Origin of the sequence: Phyllobacterium sp. SL163 (assembly GCF_049896885.1) — a bacterium.
GTDB lineage: Bacteria > Pseudomonadota > Alphaproteobacteria > Rhizobiales > Rhizobiaceae > Phyllobacterium > Phyllobacterium calauticae.
Window position 1 is genome coordinate 496,653 of the sequence record NZ_JAFCVE010000002.1, and the last position, 11,714, is coordinate 508,366.

An 11,714-nucleotide genomic window follows, 5' to 3' on the forward strand; every position below is an offset into this window, starting at 1 on the left:
ATGGACGAAAACAACAGCGCGGCGAAGGTAACGCCATTGCGGCCGACACGGCCATGCCCGGAATGCAAGCGGCCGTCACAGCGGGAGCACTATCCCTTCTGCTCGAGCCGCTGCCGCAATGTCGATCTCAACCGCTGGCTGACGGGTGCCTATGTTCTTCCGGCGGTTGAAAGCGCCGACGACAGCGAAGACGACACCGAACGCTGAACGCATCGCCGTGAAACGTTTCAGAGCTTGATCACACGCGGTGTGGCGGGCTGTGCCAGCACGATATTGATCGCACGCAGTACATGGATGCTGTCGCTCAGGGGCATGGTCCTTGCGCTGGTTTCACCCTTGCGCATGGCGTCCATCACCGCCATGGCTTCAAACTGCCGGCCGTTGCCTTCAAACGGATAGTCTTCGCTTCTGCGCCCGGGGACCGGCAGGCGATCAAGCAGCCTGCCTAGCAGGCCTCCCGACCGTTTCAGCGGACCGAAGGGTGTCGCAACCAGGAAGGGCCGGTACATCGTCAGCCGCTGCGCCTTGTCAAACGGGGCATCCAGCCGCAGCGTACCCTGCGTTCCCTCGATGACGCAATGATTCGCGCCGTTGCGATCAAAACCGCAGGACAGGATCGCGTCGGCCCCATCATAGTGCAGCGCTATTTCCGAGCTCATATCCACGCCGTTCGGCGCGGCGTGCCACAGGCCGGATACTTTTTGCGGCTGACCGAGAAAATGCATCGCCAGGGAGACGCCGTGGATGCCGAGGTCAAGCGTGGCACCGCCGCCGAGGGACCGGTTGAACAGCCGGTTTTCCGGGGTGTAATCCTCGGCATGGGCGAGTTCCGCGGTGATTCGGCGAATCGCTCCGATCTCGCCCGCATCGATTCTCGCTTTGGCCGCCACGACAGCCGGCAGGAAGCGGGTCTCCATGGCTTCCATGGCAAAGACCTTGATCCGGGCTGCTTCGCGCTGGATGACCGAGGCTTCCGTGTGGGATGGCGCAATGGGCTTTTCCGTGAGGATGGCCTTGCCCGAGCGCACGGCCTTCAGGGCCTGCGCCAGATGGATGGAATTGGGTGTGGCGATATAGACGGCATCGACGGCTGGGTCCGCCAGCAGGGAATCAAGGTCACCATAGGCGTGCTTGCTGCCAAATGTATCGCGGAACTGCTCGGCATTGGCGAGCGAGCGGGAATAATTGGCGGCGATGAAGGCCTGCGGAACAAACGCAAGATCGGCGGCAAATCGCTGAGCGATCTCGCCGCTGCCGATGATTCCCCAGCCAAAAGCACTGCTCCTGGCAGCTTTGTCCCCCGTTTCATCCATGAAATGCGAATCCTGTCTCTTTGGATAATAAACAACGCATCAATGCATGCTGTTTGCAAGAGGCAGAAAAACGGCAAAAAATTCGTCAGTTGATGCTGGACAGGGGGATTTTTAGTGTTATAACCCACCCGCTTCTGACGGAAAATCAACGCTGTCAGAAAGGCTTGCCGGATAACGGAAATGCCTGAAGTGCCCAGATAGCTCAGTTGGTAGAGCAGCGGATTGAAAATCCGCGTGTCCGTGGTTCGAATCCGCGTCTGGGCACCACTTCTTTCTCAATAAGATCAATAATTTGCTTGATAGCCACGTCGGATATCAGCCGATTTCATATTGCGTCGTGGTGCAGCAGGCATGAGGGCCATAGGATGGCAATCACTTATATGGTCGGCCTTCGCTTATACCGTAGTGCAAGTAATGTTCACGCGGATTTACCGCGGCAGCAGCGACGTCCTGATTGAGTTCCAGATACCTGTTATCTTCGAAGTCACGCGGCAGCCTTTGGCTGTTCAAAACAGTTGGCCATTCCATCATGTCGTTTTCGTGCGGTGATCCGAGGATTGGCGATACCTGCAAGCCATGGCGCCATTGTATGAAATTAAAGGAGAGCTGGTCGCGTTTCGAGAACTTCAGCACTTCCTCATACCACGCATTCATTGCGGCAACGACCCGCCGCTCATTGTGCTTGCGCAGCAGCAGCGTTCCGACATTCAAACCATTGGTCTGCGGATAACCTAGCTCTCGATAGAATGCCATTTGCTGCTCGACGATAGATTTTCTGTCATATCCGATATCAGCGACAACCCTGGCCTCCTCGTAGGCACAGTCTCTCTCGGGATGAACAAACGCCTGCATCATATCTCTTGAGGCCGCAAACTCATCGAATATGGCCGATACCGGCTTTTTCAATTTCACCGTATTGTCGAGATAGAGACTGTATTTGTGGTCGGGGAAATACAGATGCGGTCGAATTTTATAGCCTTTGGATGTCCTGTGCGGATCGAGCGACGAGGCGGGCACGTGAATAACCCGCCAAAAATTTGAGGACAGTTTCGGATCATCTGTGAAGCAGACGAAATCTGTATTCTCTGGCCGGTCGTACTCAAAGTCTGCGAAACGTTCGGAATACCCAAAAAGGCAAGTATAGACAACGCGCCGCTTATTTTCACGTCCAACTGCACGGAGAAATACTATTCGAAGCTTCGAGAGTGACACCATAATCGTCACTAAATCAGCGGTTGTAAAAAGGCAATACACTCACAGGCCCGCCGCAGCAATTGCGTCGATTGCGGGAAGGGCGCGTGTCCCTGTGGATTGGCTCTGGTTTAAAATTGATTCACTGCGTATATCGATTTTCCTGTCGTTTCCGTTCAGAAGGTGACTTATATCATTCAAGCGCCTATTTTCTCTGATGAGAATGGCGCTGGCATTGGCCAGGGAAATGAATTTTGCTGGTGGGGCAATCCTGGATGATTGCAAATCGGGACAACCGTTTGAGATGATGTATCGGAGTATAAGGCAATTTGCCGCCGCACTGGCGTGCGCTGGTCTTGTGACCGCCACCGCCCACAGTGCCTTTGCGGCAGATTCTGACCCGATTGCCAGCGACGGCAAGCCCGTCAATCCGGCGCGCTGGATCGTCACGGTTGGCGCCAGCGTCGAATATGGCAGCAAGTTTGAAGGTGCACGCGCCAACGGCTTCGGTTTCATGCCGTCCTTCGATATCCGGCGTGGCGATGAGCCCGAGGGCATGAGTGCGCCCGATGACAATATCGACTATACGCTGCTGACCCTCGGCGGGCTGGAGATCGGCCCCGTCATCGGTTTCCGGTCCGGCCGCTCCCATTCGGATGATCGGGGCTTTGTCGGCCTGCGCCATGTGTCATGGACCGTGGATGGCGGCGTGTTCGCACAGTTCTGGCCGATCCAGGATCGCCTGCGCGTGCGCGCCGAGGTGAGGCAGGCTTTCAATAATTCTGAGGGGCTCGTCGCCGATCTCTCGGCCGACGTATTCCAGCGCTATAATAAATTTCTGTTCTCTGTCGGGCCCCGCCTGTCGCTTGCCGACAGCACCTATATGCGCAACACCTTCGGCGTGACGGAAGAGGAATCCCACAACAACCACCGTGTCGAGCCGTACACGCCCGGTGGCGGGGTCAAATCATACGGGGTTGTCGCCGCCACCACCTACTCATTCTCGGATGCGTGGAGCGTGCAGGTGTTCGGCCGGTATGACCGGCTGGCGGGCGATGCGGAGGATAGCCCGATTGTGCCGAAACTCGGGTCAAAGGACCAAAAGGCAATCGGCGTGACCTGGAATTATTCATTCGGCGTCGGTCACTGAAGCAGGCCGATAACGGCCTGCTCGATTCAGTCCACATAAATGCAGCTGTTGAAAGGCTCAGTCGCAGGCCTGCCACGCGATGCGGCGGATGTCCGAGCGGGCGATGCCCAGATCGGCGAGATTGCGATCGGTGCACAATCTCAATTCATACAGGTTCTGACGATACTGGCGCCACTTCTGGATATGGTTGCGAAGGCTCATTTGGTATTCCCCTTATTTTTGATCAACCTCCCGGGAAAATAGTGCGACGCGTTCGGCCGCATGAAAATTGCTAATGTTGCATGGCAGCAATGAGCATGCTGCATAGCAATATAACCGGCAATCCGAACCCCCTTTTGAATTTTCTGCAGGCGGCGTTATAGACAATGCAGTTCATGTGTGAGGGGAGGATGCCTTTGTCTCAATCGGTCGGATCTGTGCGTGATAAACTGGAGCAAAGCCTTGCAGCCATCGCTGCTGGAGACGGGCATGCCTTCGTCAAGCTCTATGCCGCCACCGCCCGTGCGGAGGCGGACGCCTCGGACCGGCGGATGCGCGAGGGGACCAGCCTTGGCGGCCTCGATGGTCGGATCGTTTCGATCAAGGATCTGTTCGATGTGGCTGGCGAACCGACGCTCGCTGGCTCCCGCATGCGCCAGAGTGCGCCTGCCCCGGCCAAGGATGCGGTGATCGTCGAGCGTTTGCGGCGCTCCGGCGCTGTCATTCTCGGCAAGACCATCATGACCGAGTTTGCCTTCACCGCCGTTGGCCTCAATCCGCACTATCCCATCGCCGGAAATGCCCGCGACAGCAGCCGCATTGCCGGCGGATCGTCAACCGGCGCCGGGATTTCTGTCGCCGACGGCACGAGCGAGATTTCCATAGGGTCGGACACGGGCGGGTCCATCCGCATTCCTGCGGCGCTCAATGGTGTTGCCGGTTTCAAGCCCACGGCAAAGCGTATTCCCCTGCAGGGCGCCTTTCCGCTGTCGCCAAGTCTTGACTCCGTTGGTCCCTTGGCGCGCTCGGTCGCCGATTGCGCCGTGGCGGATGCGGTGATGGCGGGCGAGGCCCCGGATGTTCCTGAACCGCTGTCCCTGACCGGCCTGCGCATCGGCCTGCCGCAGGGGGAGGTTCTCTCCGCAATGGAACCGGTTATCGCTCGGGCATTCGAGGAAAGCCTGCAGCGATGCGAAAAAGCCGGAGCGATCCTGGTGGAATGCACGCTGGATGAACTGGTCGATGAAATGGCTGAAGCGACGTCGGTCGGCTCCATTGCCGGGATCGAAGGCAGCCGGGTTCATGCGGACTGGCTGAATGAGACCGGGCTTGATGTGGATCAGCGCGTTCAAAAGCCGCTGCTACGCCGCCTGGGCGTTTCGGAAGCCGACTACATCGGCGTGATGCAAAAGCGGCAGGCGCTGGTGCGAAAAATGGACCGGTATATTGCCGCCTATGATCTCCTGGCTCTGCCGACGGTCCCGATGACGGCTCCGCTGATCGCTGACGTAAGCGAGAACGAGGAATTCTACAAACGCACGGAAGGCCTCTTGTTGCGCAACCCGCAGATTGCCAACCAGTTCGATTTGACCGCGATCAGCATTCCCATGCCGGGCCTGGCATTGCCCGGAGGGCTGATGCTGTTTGCCCGGCATGGCGCGGATCGCCGCCTGTTGTCGATGGCCATGTCGGTGGAACGATTGTTCCACTAGGTCCGCCCGGAGAAATTTGCACGGGAGGCGGAAATAGCGCTCGCAATTTTCGGCAATCCCGTCAGGATACGCGTCGATTGATCCAAGATAATGCCAGGCCTTGCTGCTTCACCGCACAATCGGGCCGCCAACCACCAGTGAAAGTCTCTTCCGTGATACGCCATTGTGTTTTTATTCGTTTTCGCGGTGATGTCGCCGCCGCTACCCGCCAGGACATATACAACGATCTTGCAACGCTTTGCGGAAAACTGCCCGGCGTCCTGTCCTTTCATGCCGGTGCCAATGTCAGTCCGGAAACCGGCATGGACAAAGGCTTCAGCGAAGGGTTCATCATCGATTTCGCCGATGCGGATGCGCGTGACACCTACCTTGACGACGCCGGGCACAGAGCTATCGGCGGGCGCATTGTTGCCGCCGCTGCCGACGGCGTTCAGGGTGTTTTTGTCTTTGATCTGGATATGTGACGCGCATGCAGGATAAGGAATTTTTCAAAAAGCTGTTTGAAGCCGCCGTCGCCGCCGCTGATCCGCAGCGCACAATTGCCGCGCATCTGCCGGAAAAGCCCAAGGGCCGGACCATTGTGATCGGTGCGGGCAAGGGATCGGCGCAGATGGCAAGCGCCTTTGAAAAGGCCTGGGATGGCCCGCTGGAAGGCTTGGTGGTCACCCGTTACGGCTTTGGGGTTGCGTGCGAGCGCATCGAGATCATCGAAGCGTCGCATCCCGTGCCGGATGCGGCGGGTCTTGTTGCCTCGAAGCGCCTGCTCGAAACCGTTTCGGGCCTGACCAGCGATGATCTGGTGGTCGCGCTGATCTCAGGCGGCGGGTCGGCCTTGCTGCCATCGCCGCCGGAAGGCATGACCCTCGATGACGAGATCGCTGTCAACAGGGCACTGCTCGCTTCGGGCGCGCCGATTTCCGCGATGAACGCCGTGCGCAAACATCTCTCCACGATCAAGGGTGGAAGGTTGGCTGCCGCCGCATATCCCGCCCGCGTCTTTTCATTGATCGTGTCCGATATACCCGGCGACAATCCGGCCTTTGTTGCATCAGGTCCGACCGTTGCCGACGCCATAACCCGCGAGGATGCCCTGCGGATCGTCGAGCGCTACAGTCTCGCTTTGCCGGCGGCAGCCCTGAAACACCTGCAGTCGGTAGCGGCCGACGCGCCCAAGCCGTCAGATGCGGTGTTCGCGTCGCATGAGCACCGGGTCATTGCCTCCGCTGCCGTTTCGCTGGAAGCGTCGGCGGATGCCGCCCGTTCACTTGGCGTGGAGGCGGTCGTGTTGTCCGATGCCATTGAAGGCGAGGCGCGCGAGGTGGCGCACGTGCATTCGGCGCTGGCCAAGCAGGTGCTGGCCAAAAATCAGCCGTTTGCCAAACCCGTGGTCCTGCTTTCCGGCGGTGAAACCACGGTGACCGTGCGGGGAAAAGGCAAGGGCGGCCGCAACAGCGAGTTCCTGCTGTCCCTGGCGCTCGATATCGACGGGTATGATGGTATCAGCGCCTTTGCGGCGGACACGGACGGGATCGATGGCTCGGAGGACAATGCCGGGGCCTTTGCCGACAGCGGCAGTATCGCGCGGCTTTTGGCGAAGGGGCTCGACGCATCCGCCTATCTCAACGGCAATGATGCCTGGTCGGCGTTCAATGCCATCGGCGATCTTTTCGTTCCGGGGCCAACCGGCACCAATGTCAATGACCTCAGGGCGATCCTCATTCGCTAGGGAACGCCTGCCCGGTTTTCAAGGACCGGGCCCGCGCTTTATTTGACGCTCGATGGCTTGGATTGGGTGGTCAAGCGGGCGCGATTGTCCTAAGTGTCGCTTGGGCGGCTCTTTCATGCAAACAAAGGAATGTCGAATGCGCATTGCATTACCCTTGGCTGTCTTGTCTCTTCTGGCCCTTGCGGCCTGCAGCACAAGCACGAGTACCAGCACGAGCAACAGTCCGAAAGCAGCAGCGGATGCCCCGTCGCCGGCGAAGGACACGCATTTTGTTCCGCCACCCAAGTCCCTGACCCAGAAGGCTGTTCCGTCAAAGGTTCCCGAGACACCGGGCGCGCAGAACGCGGTGCAGTAGGACCTGGATACACCACACCTCCAAAGACTTGAATGTTTTTCAAAGCACCGGCCTGCGAGATCAAACTCCGGCCGGTGTTTGCGTCTGGCGTGTGGCTTGAGGGAAGTGTGGGAAGCCCTGAAACAACAAAACCCACCGCGGGAGGAGGTGCGGTGGGTTTCGTTGGTTATGGAAGGCCTTCTGGGAGGAGAAGAGGCCGACCGTTTCGACAGAGCCGGGAGGAGGTGACGCTGTCGAAAATTCCTGATTCAACAATAACTCCATTGATGTGATTTAATACAGATAATATTGCATAGCAGCAATGCGCCTGGTGCAATGCAGCAAAGAAGCGTTCAATTATCACCTGGCCATCACGCCGAGTTGAGCGCGCGAACGGAACTTTCGGGCAGCCTGATTCGTTAATGCTTCGTAAAGAGGCCGATGATGAAAGCATCGGACCTCCGCAATCGAGGCCGAGAAGATGCGTAAAATATCTGCGTCAATCCTTATGGTAGCAATGATAGCGTCGGCATTGTCAATCCAGCCGGCAGGAGCCTTCAGCATGAAGGGGCAGGCCGCAGCGCCGTCCGAGGCCGGTGAGATCTACAACAAAAAATTTGAACGGGCCGCCTTGCTGGAAGCCAAAGCCTATATTTGCGGAACCGACAGTGCGGCAAGTTTTGCCGCGATGAAAGCCGGAATGGCCGAGACCGGATTGCCGGAAGATATCGCCGTCGAAGTGGTTTCAGACCTTGCTTCCGGCCTGATCGACAAGGCAGTGAAGTCGGGATCAAAAGAAATATGCGGAAAACCACGAGTGCAAATTTCCCGGCTCTGACCGATAAGTTTGGGGCCGGAAAAAATAAATGAATGCATTCATGATGTTGTTCGTAAGTAATTCTAATTTTATGTAAATTTGAATCAAGGTAAGAAGCTATTGCCAAAAGTTGTGATCATTGCAGGGCTTTTCAAGCGGTGAATTTTGCTAATAATACCGTGAGAAAACTTTCAATATAAACTGCAAGAACAATTAACTACTGAGGAAAATATCCATCAATTGTGCCGTAGAGTTTGTTGATCGTGCGGTCTGCAACGTGGATTTTTATCTGCAATAGTGTGAATGTTTCAAAGAAAAGAAAAAATGATAGTGCCGCTGGTGGGATCTGGAGAGAATAGCATGAACAAAAGAGTTCAGACGCTGAAAGTATTGAAAACAGAACTCTCGAAACTGTGCGCTATTGCCGATGGTGAAGGCTTTGAAATGATCGCCTATTTCATTGAAACGGCTATCCGTGAGTCCGATGAGCAATTGTCCCAGGAAACACGTGCGCTTGTTGGAATGGAATTGCGTGCCGAGGCTGCCGGTCTGCGGGTCCTGAAGAACTGAATGCTGGTCCAATTCAGGGTGCTGGGATTCATTATCTTCCATTGAACATGGCTTCAAATTTTGTGAATCATGAATCGGTTGGCGCGCATTGTGTGCGATGATTGCGCGCCTATATGAAGGCAATGACCCCACTTTCCGTCCTCGACCTTTCACCGGTTCCCGTTGGCAGCACGCCAGGGCAATCCCTCCGCAATTCGCTGGATCTGGCTCAGCATGCCGAACGTCTCGGCTACAACCGATTGTGGCTTGCCGAGCATCACAACATGCGCGGCATTGCGAGTGCAGCGACAGCCGTCGTCATTGCGCATGTGGCCGCGGGCACGTCGACCATTCGCCTTGGTGCTGGCGGCATCATGCTGCCGAACCATGCGCCGCTGATGGTCGCCGAGGCTTTTGGCACCCTTGCTGCATTGCATCCGGGCCGTATTGATCTCGGCGTCGGTCGCGCGCCGGGGACGGACCAGATAACGGCCCATGCCCTGCGCCGTAATCTTGAGCAGGACATCAACGGTTTTCCGCAGGATGTGGTGGAACTGATGGGCTATTTCCGCGAACCGGAACCCGGCCAGAAAGTCCAGGCCGTACCGGGTGCGGGCCTCGATGTTCCGGTCTGGATTTTGGGTTCGAGCCTGTTTGGCGCCCAGCTGGCCGCAGCCCTCGGGCTGCCTTACGCCTTCGCCTCGCATTTTGCCCCGGCCGAGATGGAACGGGCAGTGGAGATTTATCGCGCGCGTTTCGAACCGTCCGAACATCTGGAAAAGCCCTATGTGATGCTGGGGCTGAACGTTTTTGCAGCGGCAACGGATGATGAAGCACACTTGTTAAAAAGCTCGCAGCAGCAGGCATTCGTCAATCTGCGCACGGGTATGCCGGGGCCATTGCCCGCACCTGTCGAAGGCTATGAGGAAACACTCGACCTGCACGCGCGGGCGATTTTGCGCCAGTCGCTGTCGTGCACGGTCGCTGGCTCACCGTTGACCGTCAAGGCGGGTGTCGAAGAGTTCATCCGGCGCACAGGCGCCGATGAAATCATGGCGACGGGCCACATATTCGATCACAAGGCGCGGATTCGGTCCTATGAAATTCTCGCCGAGGTCATGATCGCAGGGCAGCAGGCCGAGCCTGCACGGGCCAGCGGCTAAGGCCGCAGACCCCCTGCGGTCTCAATGAATGCGATGACCTCGTCAAGCCCGTTGCGCCGCAGCATGTCGGTGAAAACATAGGGCTTGGCCCCGCGCTGCAGCTTCGTGTCGGCATCCATGACATCAAGATCGGCGCCGACATAGGGTGCCAGATCCTTTTTGTTGATGATCAGGAGGTCGGAGCGGGTGATGCCGGGGCCTCCCTTGCGCGGTATTTTTTCGCCCTGGCAGACCGAGATGACATAAATCGTCAGATCGGCGAGATCGGGCGAGAATGTTGCGGCCAGATTGTCGCCGCCGGATTCGATGAAGACGATATCGAGGTCCGGATGGCGCTTGTTCATCTCGGCAATCGCCTGCAGATTGATTGTGGCATCCTCGCGAATGGCGGTATGCGGGCAGCCGCCGGTCTCCACACCCATGATCCGGTCTTCGGGTAGGGCCTGCAGGCGGCTGAGGATCAGTGCATCTTCCTTGGTATAGATGTCATTGGTCACGACGGCGACGGAGTAGCGGTCGCGCATCGCTTTGCACAGCATTTCGGTGACTGTGGTCTTGCCGGAGCCAACGGGGCCGCCAATCCCGACGCGAAGCGGTCCATTCTGTGAGATCATGAGCGGAAAACCCTCGAATATTGTGTTTCATGCTGCATCGCCATGATGTCCGACAGGATCGCTGCCGATCCCAAATCATCGAGGCTTGAGGCGGCGGCGCGTTGCGCAACCGCCAGGATCGGCTGTTCCAGTGCCGCCATCAGCGCGACTCCGTGGCTTTGGCCAAGGGGAACAAGCCGCACCGCACCCTGAATGAGGTTGGAAATGACCGCATGCAGAATGGCGGCCAGCCCTGGCTGCAGCGCCACGCCATTGCTGGCGGCGGCAATGGCAACCGCAACGGGGTAGGGCATTTCGCCGGTCGTGCCCGATTGGTCTGCACCCCAGTGCGCGATGGCTTGCAGGAAAGCGCTGCCTTGCAGCATGGTTTCCATGTGCCGTTCCCTCGATCCGGCCATGGCCTCGCCGAGGGTTGCAATGGGCTGGCAATCCCCACCTTCCCGCGCATCATGCCAACCGGCGGCAAACAGCACGGCGTCGTTCCAGACGGAGCCGTGATGCAGAAGGTCTGTCAGCCATGCGTGCAGCGTATCCTTGTCGCGGATCAGTCCGTCATGGACCGCCCGCTCAATGCCGTGGCTGTAGGAAAAGGCCCCGACGGGAAAGGCCGGGGACAGCCAGGTCATGAGCCGCAGCAGCGCGGTGTTTGCGGTAAAATCAGTCATGGGAATGATGGTGATGCCCGTGATCATGATGCGCATGATCGTGGTGATCGTGACCATGGCCGCTGTGATAGGCACCCCGCAAAGGATGGAACGGGGCGACAATCTCGGTTACCTTGGCTCCAAGACCTTCCAGCATGGCCTTGATCACATGGTCGCGCAGGATAACGATGCGGTCTTCTTCCAGCTGGGCCGGCAAATGGCGGTTGCCCAGATGCCAGGCCAGTTCCGACAGGTGCTGCCGGTTGCGCGGCGTCACTTCGTAGAGGACTTCCTCGGCGGCGATAATCTCCGCCATCCTTCCATCGTCGAGGACAAGGACGTCGCCATGGGTGAAGGCGATTGGATCGGGCAGGTCGATCAGGATCTGCTCGCCCCGTTGCAGGGTCAGGACCTTGCGGCGCAGATGTCTCTCGTCATGCGCCAGGACGATATGGTCGAAGGGCGTGCCGCTGTAGTGACCGGCATGCGCATGGCCTGTGACGCGTTTCATGGTTCATTCTC

15 protein-coding genes and 1 tRNA gene are annotated in these 11,714 nt (G+C 58.0%); 10 read left to right on the forward strand and 6 right to left on the reverse strand.

The genetic code is table 11. From position 1 onward, the window contains the following. Entirely contained in the window at window positions 1-207 is a 207-nt protein-coding gene (yacG, locus tag ACP7B1_RS06020) for a DNA gyrase inhibitor YacG (RefSeq protein WP_374042664.1), read from the forward strand. Between the two features lie 20 nt (window positions 208-227). On the opposite strand, the gene ACP7B1_RS06025 is transcribed toward yacG, so the two are convergent. Beyond that, on the reverse strand, window positions 228-1,313 hold the full coding sequence (locus ACP7B1_RS06025) for a Gfo/Idh/MocA family oxidoreductase (RefSeq protein WP_346305775.1): 1,086 nt from the start codon (window positions 1,311-1,313) through the stop codon (window positions 228-230). A gap of 191 nt (window positions 1,314-1,504) precedes the next feature. On the opposite strand from ACP7B1_RS06025, the gene ACP7B1_RS06030 reads away from it, so the two are divergent. Further along, window positions 1,505-1,580 (forward strand) — tRNA-Phe (locus ACP7B1_RS06030). A gap of 105 nt (window positions 1,581-1,685) precedes the next feature. Here the strand turns inward: ACP7B1_RS06030 and ACP7B1_RS06035 are convergent. After that, window positions 1,686-2,528, reverse strand: a complete 843-nt coding sequence (locus ACP7B1_RS06035; protein ID WP_346306008.1) for a glycosyltransferase domain-containing protein — start codon at window positions 2,526-2,528, stop codon at window positions 1,686-1,688. A gap of 283 nt (window positions 2,529-2,811) precedes the next feature. On the opposite strand from ACP7B1_RS06035, the gene ACP7B1_RS06040 reads away from it, so the two are divergent. Further along, entirely contained in the window at window positions 2,812-3,654 is an 843-nt protein-coding gene (locus tag ACP7B1_RS06040; RefSeq protein ID WP_426136719.1) for a MipA/OmpV family protein, read from the forward strand. A 57-nt stretch (window positions 3,655-3,711) separates the two neighbouring features. On the opposite strand, the gene ACP7B1_RS06045 is transcribed toward ACP7B1_RS06040, so the two are convergent. Further along, window positions 3,712-3,855, reverse strand: coding sequence for a DUF1127 domain-containing protein (locus ACP7B1_RS06045; RefSeq protein ID WP_346306010.1), 144 nt, complete (start codon window positions 3,853-3,855; stop codon window positions 3,712-3,714). A 188-nt stretch (window positions 3,856-4,043) separates the two neighbouring features. Here ACP7B1_RS06045 and ACP7B1_RS06050 point away from each other — a divergent pair, with 188 nt between their 5' ends. The 7 genes from ACP7B1_RS06050 to ACP7B1_RS06080 all read left to right on the forward strand — a co-directional run bounded on the left by ACP7B1_RS06050 (window position 4,044) and on the right by ACP7B1_RS06080 (window position 9,934). After that, window positions 4,044-5,345 (forward strand): amidase, encoded by a 1,302-nt coding sequence (locus ACP7B1_RS06050; RefSeq protein WP_346306011.1) that lies wholly within the window; start codon window positions 4,044-4,046, stop codon window positions 5,343-5,345. A gap of 152 nt (window positions 5,346-5,497) precedes the next feature. Beyond that, window positions 5,498-5,809 (forward strand): Dabb family protein, encoded by a 312-nt coding sequence (locus ACP7B1_RS06055; protein ID WP_223611809.1) that lies wholly within the window; start codon window positions 5,498-5,500, stop codon window positions 5,807-5,809. A 5-nt stretch (window positions 5,810-5,814) separates the two neighbouring features. Then, window positions 5,815-7,071 (forward strand): glycerate kinase type-2 family protein, encoded by a 1,257-nt coding sequence (locus ACP7B1_RS06060; protein WP_426136721.1) that lies wholly within the window; start codon window positions 5,815-5,817, stop codon window positions 7,069-7,071. 136 nt (window positions 7,072-7,207) lie between these two features. Next, the gene (locus ACP7B1_RS06065) at window positions 7,208-7,426 is read left to right on the forward strand and encodes a hypothetical protein (protein ID WP_346306013.1); all 219 of its coding nucleotides are present in this window, start codon (window positions 7,208-7,210) and stop codon (window positions 7,424-7,426) included. A 541-nt stretch (window positions 7,427-7,967) separates the two neighbouring features. Then, window positions 7,968-8,243 (forward strand): hypothetical protein, encoded by a 276-nt coding sequence (locus ACP7B1_RS06070; RefSeq protein WP_346306014.1) that lies wholly within the window; start codon window positions 7,968-7,970, stop codon window positions 8,241-8,243. Window positions 8,244-8,582: 339 nt separating this feature from the next. Further along, complete coding sequence (locus tag ACP7B1_RS06075) at window positions 8,583-8,792, forward strand: hypothetical protein (RefSeq protein WP_091883335.1); 210 nt, start codon at window positions 8,583-8,585, stop codon at window positions 8,790-8,792. Window positions 8,793-8,914: 122 nt separating this feature from the next. Continuing rightward, window positions 8,915-9,934 carry an LLM class flavin-dependent oxidoreductase gene (locus ACP7B1_RS06080; protein ID WP_346306015.1) on the forward strand — a complete coding sequence of 340 codons (1,020 nt, stop codon included), beginning with the start codon at window positions 8,915-8,917 and terminating at the stop codon, window positions 9,932-9,934. On the opposite strand, the gene ureG is transcribed toward ACP7B1_RS06080, so the two are convergent. From ureG to ureE, 3 genes are read right to left on the reverse strand one after another with little or no spacing between them, the layout of a single operon-like run. Next, complete coding sequence (gene ureG, locus ACP7B1_RS06085; RefSeq protein ID WP_346306016.1) at window positions 9,931-10,548, reverse strand: urease accessory protein UreG; 618 nt, start codon at window positions 10,546-10,548, stop codon at window positions 9,931-9,933. The two genes, ACP7B1_RS06080 and ureG, sit on opposite strands and share 4 nt — an antisense overlap. Further along, a complete protein-coding gene (locus tag ACP7B1_RS06090; protein WP_426136725.1) occupies window positions 10,545-11,270 on the reverse strand; it encodes an urease accessory protein UreF in 726 nt (241 codons plus the stop codon). The genes ureG and ACP7B1_RS06090 overlap by 4 nt, the downstream gene beginning before the upstream one ends. Continuing rightward, window positions 11,206-11,703, reverse strand: a complete 498-nt coding sequence (ureE, locus tag ACP7B1_RS06095) for an urease accessory protein UreE (RefSeq protein WP_346306017.1) — start codon at window positions 11,701-11,703, stop codon at window positions 11,206-11,208. Before ureE ends, ACP7B1_RS06090 begins: the two co-directional genes overlap by 65 nt. Window positions 11,704-11,714 lie beyond the last annotated feature (11 nt).